Source organism: Streptomyces sp. NPDC005494 (assembly GCF_042872025.1).
Lineage (GTDB): Bacteria > Actinomycetota > Actinomycetes > Streptomycetales > Streptomycetaceae > Streptomyces.
Genome location: NZ_JBIAJR010000008.1, coordinates 1 through 22,395, shown reverse-complemented (window position 1 = coordinate 22,395; position 22,395 = coordinate 1). Strand labels below are relative to the sequence as shown.

Sequence of the window (22,395 nt, the reverse complement as noted above, 5' to 3'; positions counted from 1 at the left end):
GCAACCGGTTGCATTCCGGTTGGCATCAGAGTGGCGGCGCGTCCTGAGCATGTCAATGCTTCGGGCGATACCCGTGCGCGGTCGACGGCGGTGGCCCCACACCGTCCGGCTGGGCGAAGGGCGGGCTCGAACGGGGTGGGCGGGGCACCGCCCCGCCCACCCCGTCGGCGCGCCCGCCCGCCCCCGCGTCAGCGCTTCCGGCCGCCGCCCTCGGGGCCGGTCAGACCCGCACGCCGCAGGGCGTCGGCCATCGCACTGTTCGCAGGCGCGGCACCCTGGCGTGCCGAGCCGCCCGAGCTGCCGCCACGAGATCCGCCCGCACCTCCTCGGGAGCCACCGGTACCGCCGCCCCGGGAGCCTCCCGCGTTGCCGCCACGCCGGTCACGGCCGCCCTGGCCCTCCGGCGCCTCGCCCTGGCCCTGCCGCTGGCGCGGCGGGCGTTCGCCCCGTCCGCCCCGCTCGCGCCTGGGACCCTGTCCGCCGCCCTGGCCCGGCGCCGCCTCGTCGTCGAGCCGCAGCGTCAGGGAGACGCGCTTGCGCGGGATGTCGACCTCCATGACCTTGACCTTCACGATGTCGCCCGGCTTCACGACGTCCCGGGGGTCCTTCACGAACGTCCGCGACATCGCCGACACATGGACGAGACCGTCCTGGTGGACGCCGACGTCCACGAACGCGCCGAACGCCGCCACGTTGGTGACGACTCCTTCCAGCACCATCCCGGCGGCCAGGTCACCGAGCTTCTCGACGCCCTCCTTGAAGGTGGCCGTCCTGAAGGCCGGACGGGGGTCACGGCCCGGCTTCTCCAGCTCCTTGATGATGTCGGTGACCGTCGGCAGGCCGAACTTCTCGTCGACGAACTCCTGCGGCCGCAGCGACCGCAGGGTGTCGGTGTTGCCGATGAGCGAGGCGACGTCCCCGCCGGTCCGCTTCACCATCGTCCGCACCACCGGATAGGCCTCCGGGTGCACGCTCGACGCGTCCAGCGGGTCGTCACCGCCCCGGATCCGCAGGAAGCCCGCGCACTGCTCGTACGCCTTCGGCCCGAGCCGTGCCACGTCCTTGAGCGCCCGCCGGGAACGGAAGGGGCCGTTCGCGTCCCGGTGCGCCACGATGTTCTCGGCCAGTCCCGAGCCGATGCCGGAGACACGCGAAAGAAGCGGGGCCGAAGCGGTGTTGACGTCCACGCCGACGCCGTTCACACAGTCCTCGACCACCGCGTCAAGGGAACGCGACAGCTTCACCTCGGACAGGTCGTGCTGGTACTGCCCGACACCGATCGACTTGGGGTCGATCTTCACGAGCTCGGCGAGCGGGTCCTGGAGCCGGCGCGCGATCGAGACCGCGCCGCGCAACGACACGTCCATGTCCGGGAGTTCCTGCGAGGCGAAGGCCGAAGCCGAGTACACGGAGGCACCCGCTTCCGAGACCATCACCTTGGTGAGCCCGAGCTCCGGGTGGCGGTCGCACAGTTCGCCCGCGAGCTTGTCGGTCTCCCGGGACGCCGTGCCGTTGCCGATGGCGATCAGGTCGACGTGGTGCTCCCTGGCCAGGCGCTCCAGGGTGGCCAGCGAACGGTCCCACTGGTTGGCGGGCACATGAGGGTGGATGACGTCCGTGGCGACGACCTTGCCGGTCGCGTCCACGACGGCCACCTTGACGCCCGTACGGAAACCGGGGTCCAGACCCAGGGTCGCCCGCGTCCCCGCCGGTGCGGCGAGCAGCAGGTCGCGCAGGTTCGAGGCGAAGACGCGCACCGCCTCGTCCTCGGCCGCCGTGCGCAGCCGGAGCCGCAGGTCGATCCCGAGGTGCACCAGGATCCGGGTCCGCCAGGCCCAGCGCACGGTGTCGCCGAGCCACTTGTCCCCGGGCCGCCCACGGTCCGCGACACCGAAACGGCGGGCGATCATCTTCTCGTAGGAGGAGGGGCCGGGCTGCTCCGACGGTTCCTCCGGTTCGAGGACGAGATCGAGGACGTCCTCCTTCTCGCCCCGCAGCATCGCGAGGACCCGGTGCGAGGGCAGCGCGGTGAAGGGCTCGGCGAAGTCGAAGTAGTCCGCGAACTTCGAGCCGGCCTCCTCCTTGCCCTCCCGGACCTTCGCGACGACCCTGCCGCGCGACCACATGCGCTCGCGCAGCTCGCCGGTGAGGTCGGCGTCCTCGGAGAAGCGCTCGGTCAGGATCGCCCGGGCACCGTCCAGAGCCGCCGCGGCGTCCGCGACACCCTTCTCGATGTCGACGAACGCGGCGGCGGCGGTGAGCGGGTCCACGGAGGGATCGCCGAGCAGCCCCTCGGCCAGCGGTTCCAGACCCGCCTCGCGCGCGATCTGGGCCTTGGTCCGGCGCTTCGGCTTGAACGGCAGGTAGATGTCCTCCAGCCGCGCCTTGGTGTCGGCCGCCCGGATCCGGGCCTCCAGGGCCGCGTCGAGCTTGCCCTGCTCGCGTACGGAGTCGAGGACCGCCGTGCGGCGGTCCTCGAGCTCCCGCAGGTACCGCAGCCGTTCCTCGAGCGTGCGCAGCTGCGCGTCGTCGAGCATCTCGGTCGCTTCCTTGCGGTAGCGCGCGATGAACGGCACGGTCGAGCCGCCGTCGAGCAAGTCGACCGCCGCCTTCACCTGACGCTCATGTACGCCGAGCTCCTCGGCGATCCTGCCTTCGATGGACGTCGTCACGGTTTTCCCGACTCGCCTTCTCATGCTGGCTGTGCTGGCTGTGCCACTGGGGTGGTCCCCACCCGGGTGGGCCCCTTCGCCTGCATTGTGCCGGGTGGCCGGGGGCCGTGTCGCGTGACCTGCTCGATCACGGCCCCGGCGTCCTGGTGTCCGGAGCGGTCACGCGCGCCGGGTCCTGGCACCGCGCGACGCTCCACCGGAGCGTCGCGAACGTGCCGGAGCTCAGCCCTTGCCGACCAGGTCCTCCGGGAACGCGCCCGCGGCAGCCGCCGCGAACAGGAAGCCGCGCCCCAGCTCGGTGAGCCGGGCCACCCCGTCGGCCCCCAGGTGTTCGTACGGCGCGGCGTCCATGCGGTCCGTCGCCTCCTCCAGGCCGGCCCGGAGCGCGGTGCCCGCTTCGGTGAGCTCGCCCTCCGCGTCCAGCACCCCACGCGCGCGCAGCCGCTCCACCGCCGCGTCCCAGTCCGTGCGCCGCCAGCCACGGGTGGCGAGAATCCAGCGCGGAGCCATGCCCTTGCCGGTGGCGGTGTGGCTGACCAGGGCTTCCAGCGGGTCCAGGTCCGCCGCCAGCAGCGCGGCCAGATGCCCGTCGCCCCGGTGCTCGCGCAGCAGGGTCGCCGCGTGCCAGTAGGCCAGATGCGGCTCCTCGGGCACCGGCAGATCGGCGTGCGCGGCGTACAGCGGGCGGGCGTGACGGGTGCAGGCCTCCGCGGCCCGCAGGGCCAGCCCCGCCGCCTCCGCCATCTCCGGCGAGGCGAGGGTCTCCTCGCCGAGCACCCGGCGCAGCGTCGAGTCGGCGGCCCGCAGCCGGGCGTCGAGCGCGGCCCCGGGAGTGATGCGGGACCAGACGGCGGGCAGGTGACGGCTCACCAGCTCGTGGTTGAAGTTGTAGAAGGTGGCCGTGACCGTGCCCGCCCCGGCCGCGCCCAGGGCCGCTCCGCGAGCGGCGAAGTAGACGGCGCTCGCGTCCTCGACGCCGAGCTCGCCGAACTCCTTGCCAAGGTCCGGTGAGAAGTAGACGCAGGAGTGCAGCGGGTTGAGTGCGTTGTGGCAGCGGCGCCCGGCGCGCGGCGGAAGAGTGCTCATGGCAGCACGTTACCGACTGGTTGGTACGTCGAACAGCCCCGGGGTGGCCGCCGCCCGCCCAGCGCCTCCCGCATGGCAGGAAAGGCGGGAAACTCGTCATTGCGGCCACCGGTCCGGCCGCCCAGGATGACGGACATGAAGCAGCGATCCGTGCTCGTCGTCCTCTTCGAGGGAGTCCAGAGCCTCGACGTGAGCGGCCCGATGGAAGTCTTCGCCGGCGCCTCCCACTTCCCGGGCATCTCCTACGAGCTGCGCACCGCCTCGCTGGACGGGGCTCCGGTCCGCTGCTCCAGCGGCCTCACCCTCGTCCCCGACGGCGTACTCACCGACGCCCCCGCGCCGGATGTGCTCCTCGTGCCGGGCGGGGCGGGTACGAGGTTCCAGGACCCCGAGCTGATCGACTGGCTGCGCGCCCACGCACCGGCGGCCCGGCAACTGGTCTCGGTGTGCACCGGCGCCCTGCTCCTCGCTGCGGCGGGCCTGCTCGACGGCCACCGGGCCACGACCCACTGGTCCGTCTGCGAGACGCTCGCCCGGGACTACCCGGCCGTGGAGGTGGACCCGGACCCGATCTTCGTACGCGACGGACGGCTGGCCACCTCCGCGGGCGTCACCGCCGGCATCGACCTCGCGCTCGCCCTGGTCGAGGAGGAGCACGGCCGGGAGGTCGCGCTCACCATCGCCCGGCACCTGGTGGTGTTCCTGCGGCGCCCGGGCAACCAGGCCCAGTTCAGCGCGCAGCTCACCGCCCAGACCGCCGTCCGGGAGCCCCTGCGCGAGGTCCAGCACTGGGTCACCGAGCACCCCGACGCCGACCTCTCGGTGGAGACGCTCGCGGCCCGTGCCAGCCTCTCGCCCCGGCACTTCGCCCGCGCCTTCCAGGCCGAGACCGGGACCACGCCCGGCAAGTACGTCGAGCGCGTACGCCTCGAACAGGCGCGACGGCTGCTGGAGGACACCGCCGACGGCGTCACGGGGATCGCGCGCGCCAGCGGCTACGGCACCCCCGAAGCGATGCGCCGCGCCTTCGTCAAAGCCCTCGGCACGGCCCCCGCCGAATACCGGCGCCGTTTCCGTGCCCAGTCCGTGTGACCACGACCGCCACACCCGTGACTCGACCGCCACACCCGTGAAAGGAACACCCATGCAGATCGCCGTCGTGCTCTTCGACCGCTTCACCGCGCTCGACGCCGTGGGCCCGTACGAGATGCTCAGCCGGGCCCCCGGCGCCGAAACCGTCCTTGTCGCCGAGCGGGCGGGAGCGGTGCGCAACGACATCGGCAGTCTCTCCCTCGTCGCCGACCGCACCTTCGCCGACGTGCCCGCCCCCGACGTGGTGATCGTGCCCGGAGGTCCGGGACAGAGCGGCCAGATGGAGAACGAGGCGCTGCTCGGCTGGCTGCGCACGGCCGACACCACCAGCACCTGGACGACCTCCGTGTGCACCGGCTCGCTGCTGCTGGGCGCCGCCGGACTGCTCAGCGGCAGGCGCGCCACCACGCACTGGCTCGCCCTCGACCAACTGAAGACGTACGGAGCCGAGCCCACGGGCGAGCGGGTGGTCGTCGACGGCAAGTACGTCACCGCCGCCGGCGTCTCGGCGGGCATCGACATGGGTCTCACCCTGCTCGGCAGGATCGCGGGCGACGACCACGCCCAGGTCGTCCAGTTGCTGACCGAGTACGACCCGCAGCCGCCCTACGACTGCGGATCACCCGCGAAGGCGCCCGCGGACATGGTCGAGGAATGGCGCTCCAAGAGCCGGTTCATCCTGACGTAGGCGAGGTTCCGTCAGCTGCGGTGGTCCACGTGAACCGTGGCTGACGGCGTTCCAGGAAGGCGGCGACCCCCTCCGCGGTGTCGCCGCTTCCCCGCGCCTGCCGGGACCAGTACCCGTCCCTGTCCTCACGGCCGTCGGCGAACTCCTTCGCCGCCGCCTGGGTCAGCTGCGAGCGCGAGGCCAGCACCCGCGCGAACGAGAGCACCCGTTCCTCCAGCCCGCCCGCGGGCAGGACCTCGTCCACCAGCCCGGTACGCAGCGCCCGTTCGGTTCCGATCAGCTCGCCGGAGAACAGCAGGTACTTCGCGCAGGCGGGGCCGACCAGCGAGACGAGCCGGCGGGTCGAGGAGGAGGGGTACACGATCCCGAGCTTGGCCGGGGTGACGCCGAAGGACGCGCCCTCCTCGGCGAACCGCAGATCGCAGGCGGCGGCGAGCTGGCTGCCGCCGCCCACGCAGTAGCCGCGCACGGCGGCCAGCGTCGGCCGGGGGAAGGCCGCCAGGGCCTCCTCGGCCCGGACCGCGAGCGCCTGCGGCCGGCCGGCCGGGTCCTGGAGGGAGGCGATGTCCGCACCGGCGCAGAAGGTGTCACCCGCACCGGTGAGCACGAGGACGCGGACCCCGGGGTCGGCCGCCAGCGCTTCGAGCAGCGCGGGCAGGGCCCGCCACATGTCCGACGTCATGGCATTGCGCTTGGCGGGGTTGCTGATGACGACGGTCGCCACCCCGTCCACGACCGTGTGCTCCAGCCGGGGTTCCGTCAGCGCGGCCCGTTCCGTGAGGTCCATGCGCCGGATGCTATCCGCACCCCTCGAACGTGTGATCAGAAGGGGAAGCGAGCACGCACCGTGAGGCGCCGCCGATGTCCGGCGGGCTCGGACCGATCGCGATCGGGGTGGCGGGGGCGACGGGTCGTCGGCCTGGTGACGGACTAGATGGCGCCCGAAGAGGGCGAGAAGTAGTCCGAACCTCCGACGATGACATGCTCACTCGGTCAAATTGGTTCCATGAGAGACCACTTGTGGTCAGAGCCGTACTCCGGAGCACGCCGGTCCCGACACTCATTACTCGATGGTCAGTGATGTGCGAGCCGAGAGCGGGTGCCGGTCCATGGAGAGCCGCGGGAGTGTTCCGGCCCGACCCGTGTCGTACGAAGGGGTGTGGCGCTTCACCGCCCCCGCCGTCGACGCCTCGGTGCCGCTGGCCCGGCACGCCGTACGGGACCTGCTCGACAGGCAGGGCGTACCCGTCGAGGACGACATCCTTCAGGGAGTGCTGCTGATCGTGTCGGAGCTGGTGACCAACGTGGTCCGGCACGCGGCGCTCCTCTCGCCCGAGCTGGCCGTCGAGGTGGCCATCGGGGCGGAATGGATAAGAGTCTCCGTCGAGGACAACCACCCCTACCGCCCCACGGCCCTGGTCACCGACTACGGGCAGACCGGCGGCCGGGGGCTGCTGCTCGTGCGGGAGATCACCGCGGAGGCGGGCGGTACCTGCGACGTCGAGCACACCGCGGGCGGGGGCAAGATCATCTGGGCGGCGCTGCCCCTGAAGACGCAGCTCTGAACGCCCCTGCGCGGTGCTCTTTGGGCCTCACCAGCCCGCGGACGGTCCCGTCAGCTCCCGGATCGCCGGCCGTGCCGCGTCCAGCACGGTCATGAACCAGGCCGAGAACGGCGCGGCGGCGTGCCGCTCCGCGAGTTCCGCCGCGCTCACGAAGGCCGTCTCGCCGACTTCCTCGGCGTCCGGCCGCAACTCCTCCTGGGCCAGGCCGACGAACAGATGGTTGAACTCCTGCTCCACCAGGCCCGACACCGGGTCGGGGTGGTTGTAGCGGACCGTGCCCGCCGCGGCGAGCAGCGAGGGCGAGAGCCCCAGCTCCTCGTAGGTGCGCCGGGCGGCGGCGGCGAACGGCGCCTCTCCCGGATACGGGTGACCGCAGCAGGTGTTCGACCACACGCCGGGGGAGTGGTACTTGCCGAGCGCGCGGCGCTGGAGCAGCAGCCGTCCCCGCTCGTCGAAGAGGAAGACGGAGAACGCCCGGTGCAGCTGGCCCGGTGCCTGGTGGGCGGCGAGCTTCTCCGCGGTGCCGATGGTGGTGCCGCTCTCGTCGACCAGTTCGAGCATGATCGCGTCGGCTGCGGCGTTCGACGAGCTGTGCGCCGCGGTGGCTGGTGTGGTCGGCATACCCATCCTTCGCTTTGGTTCCCGGCCTCGTGCGCCGGACCCCTCGAGTGCGGTCAAGTCTGCCGTACAAAAGCCGCCTGTCCGTACTTCGGGTACGGGCATGTCCGCCCCGCGGGTGCGGCGGGGCCGGCTCCGGCGCGCGCCCGGCGCCGGGCCGTCGCCCGCGTCAGTGGCAGAGCCGCGCCTCGTGCTCCGCGTGCCCGCTGGGCTCCAGCTGGAAGGTGCAGTGCTCGACGTCGAAGTGATGGCCGAGGCACCCCTGGAGATCGTGCAGGAGTTTCTCGTGCCCGATCGAGTCCAGCATCTCCTGGTGCACGACGACATGGGCGGAGAGCACCGGCATGCCCGAGGTGATCGTCCAGGCGTGCAGGTCGTGTACGTCGAGCACACCGGGAAGCGCCGTGATGTGGGAACGCACCTCCTCCATGTCCACCCCCTTGGGGGCCGACTCCAGCAGCACGTCGAGGGTCTCCCGCAGCAGCTTCACCGTGCGCGGCACGATCATGAGGCCGATCAGCAGTGAGGCGATCGGGTCGGCGGCCTGCCACCCGGTGGCCATGATGATGCCCGCCGACACGAGCACGGTCACCGAGCCGAGGGTGTCCGCGACGACCTCGAGATAGGCGCCCCGCACGTTGAGGCTGTCCCGCTGCCCGCGCATCAGCAGCGACAGCGAGACCACGTTGGCCACCAGGCCCACGGCGGCGAAGGCGATGGCCAGTCCGCCCCGGGTCTCCGCCGGGGTGACGAAGCGGTCGACGGCCTCGAAGACCAGATAGCCGCCGACGCCGAGGAGCAGCAGGCAGTTCGCGAGGGCGGCGAGGATCTCGGCCCGGGCGAAGCCGAAGGTGCGGTTGGGGCCGGCGGGCCTGTTCGCGAAGTGGATGGCCAGCAGCGCCATGCCCAGGCCCAGCGCGTCGGTCGCCATGTGGGCGGCGTCCGCGATGAGCGCCAGCGAGTCCGCGAGGAGTCCGCCGACGATCTCCATGACCATCACGCCGAGCGTGATGCCCAGCGCGACCCGGAGCCTGCCCCGGTACGCGGCGGCGGCCGTTCCCGTCGGGGGCGGCCCTCCGTGCGCATGCCCGTGATCGTGGCCTGCCCCCATGAGAACGCCTCCCGAACGCGTCGTGACCCTCGAACGGCTCGTGACCCGCCAGCGGCTCGTCACCCTCGAACGGCTCGGACGCATCTCGCCCGATGCGGCCAGTGAACTACGGGGGAGGGGTACGGGGCAACACGGCACTGAACACCGTTGTCATATGCTCTGACCTGCGGAAACGTTCGCAGGTCAGAGGATGGGGCCCAGGTCGTCGCCTAGCGTGCGGCGCGTGCCTCCGGGTGGCGCAGGCACCAGCCCTCCCAGGCCGACTCGACCATCTCGCGCATCCCGCGGCGTGCCGTCCAGCCCAGCTCGTCGGTCATCCGGGTGGCCGACGCCACGGCCCTGGCCGCGTCCCCGGGCCTGCGCGGCTCGACCACCGGCTCGACGGGCCTGCCGGTGACCTCCGCCACCAGCTCGGCGAGGCGGCGTACGGACACGCCCTCGCCCCGCCCGATGTTGACGGTGAGGTCCCCGCCGCTGCCGTCACCCGCGCCCTCGTCCAGCTTCCGCGCGACGGCGAGATGCGCGTCCGCCAGGTCGGCGACGTGGATGTAGTCGCGCACACAGGTGCCGTCCGGCGTCGGGTAGTCGTCACCGAAGATCCGCGGGGCCTCCCCCCGCGTCAGCCGGTCGAAGAACATGGGGACGACGTTGAAGACACCTGTGTCGGCCAGCGCGGGCTCCGCCGCCCCCGCCACGTTGAAGTACCGCAGGCAGGCCGTCGAGATGCCGTACGCCTTCCCCGCGGCGCGCACCAGCCACTCCCCGGCGAGCTTGGTCTCGCCGTACGGGTTGATCGGCGCGCAGGGAGTGTCCTCGGTGATGAGGTCGGTGTCCGGGACCCCGTAGACCGCCGCGGACGAGGAGAAGAGGAAGCGCCGCACGTCGGCCGCGACCACGGCCTCCAGCAGCACCGCGAGCCCGGCCACGTTCTCCCGGTAGTAGAGCAGCGGCTCCGCGACGGACTCGCCGACCTGCTTCTTCGCCGCGAGATGCACCACACCCGTCACGGCGTGCTCGGCCAGGACCCGGTCGAGCACCTCCCGGTCGGACGCCGAGCCGCGCACCAGCGTGACCTCCGCGGGCAGTCGCTCCTCGATGCCTGTGGAGATGTCGTCGAGTACGACGACCCGTTCCCCGGCCGCCGTCATGGCCTTCGCCACATGTGCCCCGATGTAGCCGGCTCCGCCTGTGATCAACCACGTCATGGACGTCAGCTTATGCGCTGCGCGGACGCGGTTTGTGGGGCGAGGCGTTGATCGACGATGATGATCGCGAACGGCGCCGCATGATGGCCGGTTCGCCCGAACGGAGCACAAACGGGCGGTGAACTCGGTCTTCCGTTCATCCGATAGCCTCAGCCGACGTGCCGCCGGCCCACCTCCGGGCCGCACTGTCGCGCGCCGTTCCCGTCAGCGCCAAGGAGTGAGTTCGTCTGTCGACCGCCATTCTCACCGGTGCGCCGGTACCCGGGTCGTCACTCGAGGACGATCTGAGGTCACTCGGCTTCGACGTGACCGCCGCAGCCGACGCCTCCGAGGCCGCCGAGCTGCTCGCCGCGGTCCCCGCGAGCAGGCGCGTCGCGCTCGTGGACCCACGCTTCGTCGGCCATGTCCACGCCCTCAGGCTCGGACTCACCGACCCCCGCTTCGCCGCCGCCGCGATCCCCGGTGCGCTCACCGCGCAGCCCGAGGCTCGCCCCGCGCTGCTGCGCGCCCTGCGCCGTGCCGTCGTGGCCGTCGGCGCGGGCAGCCCCGTCGCGCCTCCCGGCGCCGAGCCCGTCACCGAGGACCGCACCGTCCCCGGCCGGCTGGCCGTCGCGCTGGACGCGGAGGGCACCCACGTACAGCGTCCCGAGCTCGGATCACTCACGGCCGAGGTGCCCACGGGCGCCGAGGAGCGGGTGGCCGCGCGGACCGCCGTCGACGCCGTCGACGACGAGGCCGTACGGCTGCGCAGCGCGGTGAAGGCGCACGACGGCTTCTTCACCACCTTCTTCATCAGCCCGTACTCCCGCTACATCGCGCGCTGGTGCGCCCGCCGGGGCCTCACCCCGAACCAGGTCACCACCGCCTCGCTGATCACCGCGCTGATCGCGGCGGGCAGCGCGGCGACCGGCACCCGCGGCGGATACATCGCGGCCGGGGTGCTCCTGCTCCTCTCCTTCGTCCTGGACTGCACCGACGGGCAGCTCGCCCGCTACTCGCTCCAGTACTCGACGATGGGCGCCTGGCTGGACGCCACCTTCGACCGGGCCAAGGAGTACGCGTACTACGCGGGCCTCGCCCTCGGCGCTGCCCGCGGCGGCGACGACGTGTGGGTCCTGGCACTCGGCGCCATGGTGCTCCAGGCCTGCCGCCACGTGGTGGACTTCTCGTTCAACGAGGCCAACCACGACGCGGTGTCCAACACGAGCCCGACGGCCGCGCTGTCCGACAAGCTCGACAGCGTGGGCTGGACGGTCTGGCTGCGCCGGATGATAGTGCTGCCCATCGGTGAACGCTGGGCCATGATCGCCGTGCTGACCGCCGTGACCACGCCCCGGATCGTCTTCTACGCCCTGCTCGTCGGCTGCGCCCTGGCCGCCTGCTACACCACCGCGGGGCGGCTGCTGCGCTCGCTGACCCGCAAGGCGCAGCGCACCGACCGCGCGGCCCGCGCACTCGCCGACCTCGCCGACTCGGGGCCGCTCGCCGAGGCCGTCGGCGCCGTGCTCCGACGTCCCGGCGGCGGCTTCACGGCCCCGTTCCTCGCGCTCGCCGGGGCTGTCGTGCTCGTCGCCGCGGCACTGTTCGCGCCGTACGGCGGCTGGCTGACCGTGGGGGCCGCGGCGCTCTACGCGGTCATCTCCGGCCTCGCCGTCTCGCGGCCCCTCAAGGGCGCCCTCGACTGGCTCGTCCCCCCCGTCTTCCGGGCCGCCGAATACTGCACGGTGCTCGTGCTGGCCGCGCGCAGCGACGTGCCGCACGCCGTTCCCGCGGCATTCGGCCTGGTTTCGGCCGTCGCCTACCATCACTACGACACGGTGTACCGCATCCGTGGCGGCACCGGAGCACCGCCCCGGTGGCTGGTGCGCACCATCGGCGGGCACGAGGGCAGGGCCCTGGTCGTGGCCGTCCTCGCCGCCGCACTGACCGGCGGTACAGGTTTCACCACGGCACTCACCGTCCTCGCGGCGGCCGTGGCTCTCGTGGTGCTCGTGGAGTCCATCCGCTTCTGGGTGTCCTCCTCGGCCCCCGCAGTACACGACGAAGGAGAACTCGCATGATCGGCCTCGTACTGGCTGCCGGTGCCGGACGCCGTCTGCGTCCCTACACGGACACGCTGCCCAAGGCCCTGGTGCCGGTGGACGGCGAGAAGACGGTCCTGGACCTGACGCTGGCCAACTTCGCCGAGGTCGGGCTCACCGAGGTCGCGGTCGTCGTCGGCTACCGCAAGGAGGCGGTCTACGCCCGCAAGGCCGAGTTCGAGGCGACGTACGGCGTGAAGCTGACGCTCATCGACAACGACAAGGCCGAGGAGTGGAACAACGCCTACTCCCTGTGGTGCGCCCGTGAGGTCTTGAAGCAGGGCGTCATCCTGGCCAACGGCGACACCGTCCACCCGGTCTCCGTCGAGAAGACCCTCCTGGACGCACGCGGCAAGGGCCAGAAGATCATCCTCGCCCTCGACACGGTGAAGAACCTCGCCGACGAGGAGATGAAGGTCATCACCGAGGACGGCAAGGGTGTCAGCCGGATCACCAAGCTGATGGACCCGGCCACCGCGACCGGCGAGTACATCGGCGTCACGCTGATCGAGCCCGAGGCCGCCGAGGAGCTCGCCGACGCGCTGAGGACCACCTTCGAGCGCGACCCCGACCTCTACTACGAGGACGGCTACCAGGAGCTGGTGAACCGCGGCTTCACCGTCGACGTGGCGCCCATCGGCGAGGTGACGTGGGTCGAGATCGACAACCACGACGACCTCGCCAGGGGCAGGGAGATCGCGTGCCGGTACTGACCCGTCTCATCCCGTCCCCGGTCGTCGTCGACATCCGGTGCGGTGCCATGGACGATCTGGCCGGCCTCCTCGCCGACCAGCGGATCTCCGCCTCGGGCAAGCTCGCCATCGCGATCAGCGAGGGCTCCGGGCGCGCCCTGCGCGAGAGGCTCGCCCCGGTGCTGCCCGGGGCCGACTGGTACCCGGTCACCGACGGCACGATCGACGCCGCGGTGCGGCTCGCCGACGGCATCAAGGGCAACCGTTACGACGCCGTCGTCGGCCTCGGCGGCGGCAAGATCATCGACGTGGCGAAGTACGCCGCGGCGCGCGTGGGCATGCCCATGGTCGCCGTGGCGACGAACCTGTCCCACGACGGACTCTGCTCCCCGGTCGCGACCCTGGACAACGACAACGGGCGGGGCTCCTACGGGGTCCCCACCCCGATCGCCGTGGTCATCGACCTCGACGTGATCCGGGAGGCGCCCGCGCGCTTCGTGCGCTCGGGCATCGGCGACGCGGTCTCCAACATCTCGTGCGTGGCCGACTGGGAGCTCGCCCACGCGACGCGCGGCGAGGACATCGACGGCCTGGCGGCGGCGATGGCCCGGCAGGCCGGCGAGGCGGTGCTGCGCCACCCCGGCGAGGTCGGGGACGACGCCTTCCTCAAGGTGCTCGCCGAGGGCCTGGTCCTGACCGGCATCTCGATGTCGATCGCCGGTGACTCCCGGCCGGCGTCGGGTGCCTGCCACGAGATCAACCACGCCTTCGACCTGCTCTACCCGAAGCGCGCGGCCAGCCACGGCGAGCAGGTCGGCCTCGGCGCCTGCTTCGCCATGTACCTGCGGGGTGCCCACGCGGAGGCGCTCGACATGGCGTCCGTACTGCGGCGTCACAGGCTGCCGGTCCTGCCCGACGAGATCGGCTTCACCACCGAAGAGTTCGTGCGGGCCGTCGACTACGCACCGCAGACGCGCCCGGGACGCTTCACGATCCTGGAACACCTCAACCTGTCCACCGACCAGATCAGGGACGCGTACGCCGACTATGCAAAAGCCATCCATAGCTGAACTCCGCCCGGTCGTGCACCCTCCGGGCGTGAAGGACCGGCGCAGTGGCGAGCACTGGGCGGGTCGGCTCTACATGCGCGAGATCTCGCTGCGCATCACCCGGCGCCTGGTGACCACGAAGGTCACGCCCAACCAGCTGACCTATGTGATGACCGTCGCGGGTGTTCTCGCGGCTCCCGCCCTGCTGGTCCCGGGCATCCCGGGCGCCCTGCTCGGCGTTATCGCGGTCCAGCTCTACCTGCTGTTCGACTGCGTCGACGGCGAGGTGGCCCGGTGGAAGAAGCAGTACTCCCTGGCCGGGGTCTACCTGGACCGGGTGGCCGCCTACCTCTGTGACGCGGCCGTGCTGGTCGGCTTCGGCCTGCGCGCCGCGGACCTGTGGGGCTCCGGACGCGTCGACTGGCTGTGGGCCTTCCTGGGGACGCTCGCCGCGCTCGGAGCCATCCTGATCAAGGCCGAGACCGACCTCGTGGGCGTCGCGCGCCACCAGGGCGGGCTGCCGCCGGTCAAGGAGTCCGCGTCCGAGCCGCGTTCCTCCGGCATGGCCCTCGCCCGCCGGGCCGCCGGTGCGCTCAAGTTCCACCGGCTGATCCTCGGCATCGAGGCGTCCCTGGTCATCCTGGTCGTCGCCGTCCTCGACACCGTCAGGGACGACCTCTTCTTCAGCCGCCTCGCGGTCGCCGTCATGGCCGGCATCGCCCTTCTCCAGACCGTCCTGCACCTGGTGTCGATCCTGGCGTCCAGCAGGCTGAAGTGAGCTCTCCCATGAAACTCGGCGCAGTCATCATCACCATGGGCAACCGCCCGGACGAACTGCGCGCCCTCCTCGATTCGGTCGCCGGACAGGACGGCGACCGGATCGAGGTGGTCGTCGTCGGCAACGGAGCCCCGGTCCCCGACGTCCCCCCGGGCGTCCGGACCGTCGAGCTGCCCGAGAACCTCGGCATTCCGGGCGGCCGCAACGTCGGTATCGAGGCCTTCGGCCCCTCCGGGGCCGACGTGGACGCGCTGCTCTTCCTCGACGACGACGGGTTCCTCCCGAACACCGACACCGCCGAGCTCTGCCGGCAGGCGTTCGAGGCGGACCCGAAGCTCGGCATCATCACCTTCCGCATCGCGGACCCGGAGACCGGGGTCACCCAGCGCCGGCACGTGCCGCGGCTGCGCGCCTCCGACCCGATGCGCTCGTCCCGTGTCACGACGTTCCTCGGCGGCGCGAACGCCGTACGCAGCCAGGTGATCGCCGAGGCCGGTCCGCTCCCCGGCGAGTTCTTCTACGCCCACGAGGAGACCGACCTCGCGTGGCGTGCCCTGGACGCCGGCTGGATGATCGACTACCGCGCGGACATGGTGCTCAACCACCCCACCACCGCGCCCTCGCGGCACGCGGTCTACCACCGCATGGTGGCCCGCAACCGGGTCTGGCTCGCCCGCCGGAACCTCCCTGCCCCGCTCGTCCCCGTGTACGTCGGCGTGTGGCTGCTGCTCACCCTGGTGCGCAGGCCCTCCCTGCCCGCGCTCAAGGCCTGGTTCGGCGGCTTCCGCGAAGGCTGGACGACCCCCTGCGGTCCCCGGCGCCCCATGAGGTGGCGTACGGTTTGGCGGCTGACCAGACTGGGCCGGCCGCCCGTGATCTGAGAGGCTCTCCTCTGAGACCATGAGCCGTACTCATTCCGTACGGGTACCTGTCCGCCTTGGCCGCGCCCGCGACCGGCAGCGCATTGTGAAGACGAGAGTTCTTAACTGTGAGTGACACGACCCACGACGGCGGGATTGCGCTGAGCAACCCGCCGTCCGCCGACGAAGGGCTCAGCGCCTCCCAGCTGGCCGACAAGTACGGCCTGACGGTGAGCGGTGCCCGGCCCGGGCTGTTCGCGTACCTGCGACAGCTCTGGGGCCGCCGGCATTTCATCCTGGCGTTCTCGCGGGCCAAACTGACCGCGCAGTACAGCCAGGCCAAACTCGGCCAGCTGTGGCAGGTGGCGACGCCGCTCCTGAACGCGCTGGTCTACTTCCTGATCTTCGGCCTGATCCTGGGAACCCGGAAGGGGATGACCCAGGAGGTCTTCATCCCGTTCCTGGTGACCGGCGTCTTCGTCTTCACCTTCACGCAGAGCTCGGTCATGGCGGGGGTGCGCTCCATCGCGGGCAACCTCGGCCTCGTGCGGGCCCTGCACTTCCCCCGTGCCTCGCTGCCCATCTCGTTCTCGCTCCAGCAGCTCCAGCAGCTGATGTACTCGATGATCGTGCTGCTGGCCGTGGCCGTGGGCTTCGGGAGCTATCCCAGCCTCTCCTGGCTGCTGGTCCTGCCTGCGCTGGCGATGCAGTTCTTCTTCAACACCGGCCTCGCGCTGGTCATGGCGCGCCTCGGCAGCAAGACCCCCGACCTCGCCCAGCTGATGCCCTTCGTCATGCGCACCTGGATGTACGCGTCAGGCGTCATGTTCTCCATCCCCGTGATGCTGGCCGACAAGCCGCAGTGGATCGCGGACGTGCTCCAGTACAACCCGGCGGCGATCTACATGGACCTGGTCCGTTTCGCGCTGATCGACGGCTACGGCTCCGAGAACCTGCCGGACCACGTCTGGGCTGTCGGGCTCGCCTGGTCGCTCGTGGTGGGCGTCGTGGGCTTCGTGTACTTCTGGAAGGCAGAGGAACGGTACGGCCGTGGCTGAGCAAGCGTCCCAGGGACACATCCCGACCGTGATCGCGGACGACGTGCACATCGTGTACCGCGTCAACGGCACGGGCGGCGGAAAGGGCAGCGCCACCGCGGCGCTGAGCCGGATAATGCGCCGGGGCAAGGGTGAGCCCCGAGGCGTACGCAAGGTGCACGCGGTGCGCGGTGTCTCCTTCACCGCCTACCGCGGCCAGGCCATCGGCCTCATCGGCACCAACGGTTCGGGCAAGTCCACCCTGCTCAGGGCCATCGCCGGACTGCTGCCTACCGAACACGGCAAGGTGTACACCGACGGCCAGCCGTCGCTGCTCGGTGTCAACGCCGCGCTGATGAGCGACCTGACCGGTGAGCGCAACGTCGTGCTCGGCGGTCTCGCCATGGGCATGAGCCGCGAGGAGATCCGCGCCCGCTACCAGGACATCGTCGACTTCTCCGGAATCAACGAGAAGGGCGACTTCATCACGCTGCCGATGCGGACGTACTCCTCCGGCATGGCGGCGAGGCTGCGCTTCTCGATCGCCGCCGCCAAGAACCATGACGTCCTGATGATCGACGAGGCGCTGGCCACCGGTGACCGCAAGTTCCGGGTCCGCTCCGAGGAGCGCATCCGCGAGCTGCGCAAGGAGGCGGGCACCGTCTTCCTGGTCAGCCACAACAACAAGACGATCCGGGACACCTGCGACCGGGTCCTGTGGCTGGAGAAGGGCGAGCTCCTGATGGACGGCCCGACCGAAGAGGTGCTCAAGGCGTACGAGCGGGAGACCGGCAAGTAGCACACGTCCGTGGTGGCCCCCGCCCGAGCGCAGCGGCGGGGGCCACCACGCTGTGCCGCTCCGGGCGGAAGGCCGCTCGGCGTACCAGGGGCGATCTCCTCCCGGCGGATGACGTCAATCGCCCCCGCTGCGGGGAAGGTTGGCGGGAGTTCAGGCGTTGTACGGTCGCGCGCCGCACCCCGGCGCGGCCCTGTGAGCTCTGCAACGTAAGCTGTACCGGTGCTGATTCGCGCCAATGTGGGGTGATACGCCCCCCGGCACATCCCCCGTTGCGTGCATGTCGCACTCGGGAGGACGAGCGGCGTGTCCGAAAAGGGATGTTTTGGGTCAGCAGTGTAGAACGGGAGATATGACGGCAATGATGGCAGATCTCCAGCTCCGACGTGGTTTCGCCGTCCCCGCGTCGGGTGGTCCGCAGTGACTCCTGTGCAGCAGGCGCGCACCGACGCCGCCGCCATCGGCACGCTGGACAAGGCCACGGACGAGAACTTCCCCGTGGCCCCCTTCTTCCTGCCCCGCGCATGGCGTGACGACCTGATGGCCGTGTACGGCTTCGCGCGCCTCGTCGACGACATCGGTGACGGCGACCTCGCCCCCGGCGGCGGCGACGCCCGCGGTCTCGGCCTCGAACCCGGACAGAGCGAGGACCGGCTCGCCCTGCTCGACGCGCTCGAGGCCGACCTGCACCGCGTCTTCGACCGCTCCGGCGACGGCCCGAGCCACCCGCTGATGCGCGCCCTGCGTCCCACCGTCCGGCGCTGCGGCCTCACCCCCGAGCCCTTCCTCGGCCTCGTCGAGGCCAACCGGCAGGACCAGAAGGTCCGCCGCTACGGCACCTACGGCGAGCTGCTGGCCTACTGCGAGCTCTCCGCCAACCCCGTCGGACGCCTCGTGCTGGCGATCACCGGCACCGCGAGCCCCGAACGGATCCGCCGCTCCGACGCCGTCTGCACGGCGCTGCAGATCGCCGAGCACCTCCAGGACGTCGCCGAGGACCTCGGCCGCGACCGGATCTACCTTCCCGCCGAGGACATGGAGCGGTTCCACGTCACCGAGGCGGACCTGGCCGCACCGACCGCCAACGCGTCCGTGCGTGCCCTCGTCGCCTTCGAGGCGGGACGCGCCCGGGAACTGCTCGACGAGGGCATTCCCCTGGTGGACAGCGTCCACGGCCGGCTCAGGCTGCTGCTCGCCGGTTTCGTCGGCGGAGGGCGCGCGGCGCTCACCGCGATCGCGGCCGCCGGTTTCGACGTACTGCCCGGACCGCCCAGGCCCACCGCGCCCAGACTGCTGCGCGAAATGGGTGCCGTCCTGCGAAGTGCGCACAGAGAGGGGTGAGCCGGACCGTGGAGGGACAGACGACGTACATGTCGGCACCGGTACAGGCCGCATACAGCTACTGCGAGGCCGTCACCGGACAGCAGGCCCGCAATTTCGCGTACGGCATCCGGCTGCTGCCGTACGAGAAGCGACAGGCCATGTCGGCGCTGTACGCCTTCTCCCGTCGGGTCGACGACATCGGCGACGGTGAGCTGGACCCGGAGGTCAAGCACGCCCGGCTGGCGGACACCCGCAAGCTGCTCGACCGCATCCGGGACAAGGCGGTGGACGAGGACGACACCGACCCGGTCGCCGTCGCGCTCGCCGACGCCGCGCAGCGCTTCCCGCTGCCGCTCGGCGGTCTCGACGAGCTCATCGACGGTGTGCTGATGGACGTGCGCGGGGCGAGCTACGAGACCTGGGACGACCTGAAGCTGTACTGCCGGTGCGTCGCGGGCGCCATCGGGCGCCTCAGCCTCGGCGTCTTCGGTACGGAGACGGGCGCGCCCGGCTCCGAACGGGCCGCGGAGTACGCCGACACCCTCGGCCTCGCGCTCCAGCTCACCAACATCCTGCGCGACGTGCGCGAGGACGCGGGCAACGGGCGTACCTACCTTCCCGCCGACGACCTCGCGAAGTTCGGCTGCTCCGCCGGATTCGCACGGGCCACCCCGCCCCCCGGGTCCGACTTCGCCGGCCTGGTGCACTTCGAGGTCCGGCGTGCCCGGGCGCTCTTCGCCGAGGGCTACCGGCTGCTGCCGATGCTGGACCGGCGCAGCGGTGCCTGCGTGGCGGCCATGGCCGGCATCTACCGCCGGCTGCTGGACCGCATCGAACGCGACCCCGAGGCCGTGCTGCGCGGGCGGGTCTCGCTGCCGGGCCACGAGAAGGCGTACGTGGCGGTGCGCGGCCTGTCGGGCCTCGACGCGCGGTACGTCTCCCGCCGGACGGCCAGGGGGAGGATCTGATGACGGGCCGCAACCGGGCCGGGCACGGACCTCGGGCAACCCCCACGGGGCCCGGTGCGTCCCACACTGCGACAAAGCGACGGAAGCAGCCGTGCGCGGCGGCAGGGCGAAGGGGGCAGGCATGACCGGCCGGAACGACCCTCACCGCTCCCATGCCGTGGTCGTCGGCGGCGGCCTCGCGGGTGTGACCTCGGCGCTGCGCCTCGCCGGCGCAGGCGTCGACGTGACCCTGCTCGAAGGCCGCCCCCGGCTCGGTGGCCTCGCCTTCTCCTTCCGGCGCGGCGACCTCTCCGTCGACAACGGCCAGCACGTCTACCTGCGCTGCTGCACCGGCTACCGCTGGTTCCTCGACCGCATCGAGGGCAGCCACCTCGCCCCGCTGCAGGACCGCCTCGACGTGCCCGTACTCGACGTGGGCCGGCCCGCGGGCCCGAGGCTCGGACGGCTGCGCCGCACCGCGTTGCCCGTACCCCTGCACCTCGCAGGAGGTCTCGCCGCCTACCCGCACCTCTCGCTCGCGGAGAAGGCCGGCGTCGCCCGGGCCGCACTGGCGCTGGGCCGTCTCGACCCCGCGGACCCCGCACTCGACGGCATCGACTTCGCCACCTGGCTCCGCCGCCAGGGCCAGTCGCAGCGCACCATCGAGGCCCTCTGGGACCTCGTCGGCGTCGCCACGCTGAACGCCACCGCGCCGAACGCCTCGATGGCGCTGGCCGCGAAGGTGTTCAAGACCGGACTCCTCTCCGAACCGGGCGCCGCCGACATCGGCTGGGCCGCCGTGCCGCTCGGGGACCTCCACGACACCCTCGCCCGCAAGGCGCTCGAATCCGCGGGCGTACGCATCCACCTGCGCACCCGGGCCGCCTCCCTCACCCGTACCGAGGACGGACGCTGGGCCGTCGGGACGGACGGCGAGCGGATCGAGGCGGACACCGTCGTCCTCGCCGTACCGCAGGGTGACGCCCACCGGCTGCTGCCCGAGGGCGCGCTGGACGACCCCGGCCGGCTGCTGGACCTCACCGACGCGCCCATCCTGAACGTCCACGTGGTCTACGACCGCACGGTGCTGCGCAGGCCGTTCTTCGCCGCGCTCGGCTCACCCGTGCAATGGGTCTTCGACCGCACCGCGTCCTCGGGTCTCCAGGGCGGCGGCCAGTACCTCGCGGTGTCCCAGTCCGCGGCGGGCGACGAGATCGATCTGCCCGTCGCCGAGCTGCGGAGGCGCTACCTGCCCGAACTGGAGCGACTCCTCCCGGCCGCCCGGGGGGCGGGCATCCGCGACTTCTTCGTCACCCGGGAACGCACCGCGACCTTCGCGCCCGCGCCGGGCGTAGGGCGCCTGCGGCCGGGCACGCACACGCGTGCCCCCGGGCTGCATCTCGCGGGAGCATGGACCGCCACGGGCTGGCCCGCCACGATGGAGGGCGCGGTCCGCAGCGGCTTCACCGCTGCCGAGGCCGCGCTCCAGGCCCTCGGCCGGCCACACGAACATCCGCTGCAGGAGGCGGCATGAGCAGTACCACCGGAACAAGAGGAGAGTCTGTGACCCCGGCGAATCCGGCTTCCGACACCGTGGCGGACACCACGGACGTCACCGCGCTTCTGGAGCGCGGACGGGCCCTGTCAGCGCCGGTGCTGCGAGCTGCCGTGGAGCGGCTCGCGCCCCCCATGGACACCGTCGCGGCCTACCACTTCGGCTGGATCGACGCCCAGGGCAGGCCCGCCGACGGCGACGGAGGCAAGGCGGTGCGCCCCGCGCTGTCCCTGCTGTCCGCGGAGGCGGCGGGTGCTCCTGCCGAGGCGGGGATCCCCGGCGCCGTCGCCGTCGAACTCGTGCACAACTTCTCACTGCTGCACGACGACCTCATGGACGGCGACGAGCAGCGCCGTCACCGCGACACCGTGTGGAAGGTGCACGGCCCCGCCCAGGCGATCCTCGTCGGCGACGCGCTCTTCGCGCTGGCCAACGAGGTCCTGCTCGAGCTCGGCACCGCCGAGTCGGGCCGTGCGGCCTGGCGCCTGACGAAGGCGAGCCGCAAGCTGATCGACGGCCAGGCCCAGGACATCTCCTACGAGCACCGCGAGCGGGTCACCGTCGAGGAGTGCCTGGAGATGGAGGGCAACAAGACGGGCGCGCTGCTCGCCTGCGCCGTCTCCATCGGTGCCGTGCTCGGCGGTGCCGACGACCGCACCGCCGACGTCCTGGAGACGTACGGCTACCACCTCGGGCTCGCCTTCCAGGCCGTCGACGACCTGCTCGGGATCTGGGGCGACCCGGAGTCCACGGGCAAGCAGACGTGGAGCGATCTGCGCCAGCGCAAGAAGTCCCTGCCCGTCGTCGCCGCGCTCGCCGCTGGCGGGCCCGCCTCGGAGCGCCTGGGCGAGATGCTCGCCGCCGACGCCAAGAGCAATGACTTCGACAGCTTCTCCGAAGAGGAGTTCGCCGCACGTGCGGCACTCATCGAGGAGGCGGGCGGCCGTGAGTGGACCGCCCAGGAAGCCCGCCGTCAGCACGCGGTAGCCATAGAGACGCTGGACGGCGTCGACATGCCGGAACATGTGCGCGCGCAGCTCACCGCGCTCGCCGACTTCGTTGTCGTACGAAAGAGATGATCATCATCCAGATATGACTCGCAGTCGCCGGCGGGGGCCCCCCCGGGGGCCCCCCCCCCGCGCCCCCCCCCCCCCCCGGGGGCCCCCCCGCCCCCCGGGGGGGCCCCCCCCCCCCCACACACCGGCACACCCCGGGCCCCCCCCCCCCCCCCGGGCCCCCC

Annotated in this window: 20 protein-coding genes; 14 read left to right on the top strand and 6 right to left on the bottom strand. The window is 71.9% G+C overall.

Going from position 1 to position 22,395, the window contains the following annotated elements:
- Positions 1-188: 188 nt before the first annotated feature.
- Both ACFYQ6_RS22665 and ACFYQ6_RS22660 read right to left on the bottom strand, forming a co-directional pair.
- Entirely contained in the window at positions 189-2,672 is a 2,484-nt protein-coding gene (locus ACFYQ6_RS22665) for a Tex family protein (RefSeq protein ID WP_388764571.1), read from the bottom strand.
- A gap of 222 nt (positions 2,673-2,894) precedes the next feature.
- Positions 2,895-3,758, bottom strand: coding sequence for a hypothetical protein (locus ACFYQ6_RS22660; protein ID WP_361585792.1), 864 nt, complete (start codon positions 3,756-3,758; stop codon positions 2,895-2,897).
- Positions 3,759-3,893: 135 nt separating this feature from the next.
- Here ACFYQ6_RS22660 and ACFYQ6_RS22655 point away from each other — a divergent pair, with 135 nt between their 5' ends.
- Together ACFYQ6_RS22655 and ACFYQ6_RS22650 are read left to right on the top strand one after the other, a co-directional pair.
- Positions 3,894-4,850: a GlxA family transcriptional regulator gene (locus tag ACFYQ6_RS22655; RefSeq protein WP_361585795.1), complete on the top strand. Its 957-nt coding sequence runs from the start codon at positions 3,894-3,896 to the stop codon at positions 4,848-4,850.
- A gap of 52 nt (positions 4,851-4,902) precedes the next feature.
- The gene (locus ACFYQ6_RS22650) at positions 4,903-5,538 is read left to right on the top strand and encodes a DJ-1/PfpI family protein (RefSeq protein WP_361585798.1); all 636 of its coding nucleotides are present in this window, start codon (positions 4,903-4,905) and stop codon (positions 5,536-5,538) included.
- Here ACFYQ6_RS22650 and ACFYQ6_RS22645 read toward each other — a convergent pair.
- Complete coding sequence (locus tag ACFYQ6_RS22645; protein WP_361585800.1) at positions 5,525-6,325, bottom strand: enoyl-CoA hydratase/isomerase family protein; 801 nt, start codon at positions 6,323-6,325, stop codon at positions 5,525-5,527. The genes ACFYQ6_RS22650 and ACFYQ6_RS22645 overlap by 14 nt on opposite strands.
- Positions 6,326-6,647: 322 nt before the next feature.
- Between ACFYQ6_RS22645 and ACFYQ6_RS22640 the strand changes: the two genes are divergently transcribed.
- Positions 6,648-7,103 (top strand): ATP-binding protein, encoded by a 456-nt coding sequence (locus tag ACFYQ6_RS22640; protein WP_361585803.1) that lies wholly within the window; start codon positions 6,648-6,650, stop codon positions 7,101-7,103.
- Positions 7,104-7,130: 27 nt separating this feature from the next.
- On the opposite strand, the gene idi is transcribed toward ACFYQ6_RS22640, so the two are convergent.
- The 3 genes from idi to galE all read right to left on the bottom strand — a co-directional run bounded on the left by idi (position 7,131) and on the right by galE (position 10,037).
- The gene (gene idi / locus ACFYQ6_RS22635; protein WP_361585806.1) at positions 7,131-7,724 is read right to left on the bottom strand and encodes an isopentenyl-diphosphate Delta-isomerase; all 594 of its coding nucleotides are present in this window, start codon (positions 7,722-7,724) and stop codon (positions 7,131-7,133) included.
- 166 nt (positions 7,725-7,890) lie between these two features.
- Positions 7,891-8,832 carry a cation diffusion facilitator family transporter gene (locus ACFYQ6_RS22630; protein ID WP_361585808.1) on the bottom strand — a complete coding sequence of 314 codons (942 nt, stop codon included), beginning with the start codon at positions 8,830-8,832 and terminating at the stop codon, positions 7,891-7,893.
- A gap of 209 nt (positions 8,833-9,041) precedes the next feature.
- Positions 9,042-10,037, bottom strand: a complete 996-nt coding sequence (gene galE / locus ACFYQ6_RS22625; protein WP_388764566.1) for a UDP-glucose 4-epimerase GalE — start codon at positions 10,035-10,037, stop codon at positions 9,042-9,044.
- A 305-nt stretch (positions 10,038-10,342) separates the two neighbouring features.
- On the opposite strand from galE, the gene ACFYQ6_RS22620 reads away from it, so the two are divergent.
- The 11 genes from ACFYQ6_RS22620 to ACFYQ6_RS22570 all read left to right on the top strand — a co-directional run bounded on the left by ACFYQ6_RS22620 (position 10,343) and on the right by ACFYQ6_RS22570 (position 22,234).
- Positions 10,343-12,097 carry a DUF5941 domain-containing protein gene (locus tag ACFYQ6_RS22620; protein WP_361585814.1) on the top strand — a complete coding sequence of 585 codons (1,755 nt, stop codon included), beginning with the start codon at positions 10,343-10,345 and terminating at the stop codon, positions 12,095-12,097.
- Positions 12,094-12,831: a phosphocholine cytidylyltransferase family protein gene (locus ACFYQ6_RS22615; protein ID WP_361585817.1), complete on the top strand. Its 738-nt coding sequence runs from the start codon at positions 12,094-12,096 to the stop codon at positions 12,829-12,831. The genes ACFYQ6_RS22620 and ACFYQ6_RS22615 overlap by 4 nt, the downstream gene beginning before the upstream one ends.
- Positions 12,819-13,880: an iron-containing alcohol dehydrogenase family protein gene (locus ACFYQ6_RS22610; protein ID WP_361585820.1), complete on the top strand. Its 1,062-nt coding sequence runs from the start codon at positions 12,819-12,821 to the stop codon at positions 13,878-13,880. The genes ACFYQ6_RS22615 and ACFYQ6_RS22610 overlap by 13 nt, the downstream gene beginning before the upstream one ends.
- Entirely contained in the window at positions 13,858-14,637 is a 780-nt protein-coding gene (locus ACFYQ6_RS22605; protein ID WP_361585822.1) for a CDP-alcohol phosphatidyltransferase family protein, read from the top strand. The genes ACFYQ6_RS22610 and ACFYQ6_RS22605 overlap by 23 nt, the downstream gene beginning before the upstream one ends.
- An 8-nt stretch (positions 14,638-14,645) precedes the next feature.
- Positions 14,646-15,518 carry a glycosyltransferase gene (locus tag ACFYQ6_RS22600; RefSeq protein WP_361585824.1) on the top strand — a complete coding sequence of 291 codons (873 nt, stop codon included), beginning with the start codon at positions 14,646-14,648 and terminating at the stop codon, positions 15,516-15,518.
- Between the two features lie 107 nt (positions 15,519-15,625).
- On the top strand, positions 15,626-16,555 hold the full coding sequence (locus ACFYQ6_RS22595; protein WP_361585826.1) for an ABC transporter permease: 930 nt from the start codon (positions 15,626-15,628) through the stop codon (positions 16,553-16,555).
- On the top strand, positions 16,548-17,333 hold the full coding sequence (locus tag ACFYQ6_RS22590; protein ID WP_145805852.1) for an ABC transporter ATP-binding protein: 786 nt from the start codon (positions 16,548-16,550) through the stop codon (positions 17,331-17,333). The genes ACFYQ6_RS22595 and ACFYQ6_RS22590 overlap by 8 nt, the downstream gene beginning before the upstream one ends.
- Positions 17,334-17,750: 417 nt before the next feature.
- Entirely contained in the window at positions 17,751-18,671 is a 921-nt protein-coding gene (gene hpnC / locus ACFYQ6_RS22585; RefSeq protein WP_361585829.1) for a squalene synthase HpnC, read from the top strand.
- A gap of 29 nt (positions 18,672-18,700) precedes the next feature.
- Entirely contained in the window at positions 18,701-19,621 is a 921-nt protein-coding gene (gene hpnD / locus ACFYQ6_RS22580) for a presqualene diphosphate synthase HpnD (RefSeq protein ID WP_361585831.1), read from the top strand.
- A 121-nt stretch (positions 19,622-19,742) separates the two neighbouring features.
- Positions 19,743-21,134, top strand: coding sequence for a hydroxysqualene dehydroxylase HpnE (gene hpnE, locus ACFYQ6_RS22575; RefSeq protein ID WP_361585834.1), 1,392 nt, complete (start codon positions 19,743-19,745; stop codon positions 21,132-21,134).
- Positions 21,131-22,234: a polyprenyl synthetase family protein gene (locus ACFYQ6_RS22570; protein WP_388764561.1), complete on the top strand. Its 1,104-nt coding sequence runs from the start codon at positions 21,131-21,133 to the stop codon at positions 22,232-22,234. Before hpnE ends, ACFYQ6_RS22570 begins: the two co-directional genes overlap by 4 nt.
- Positions 22,235-22,395: the final 161 nt, after the last annotated feature.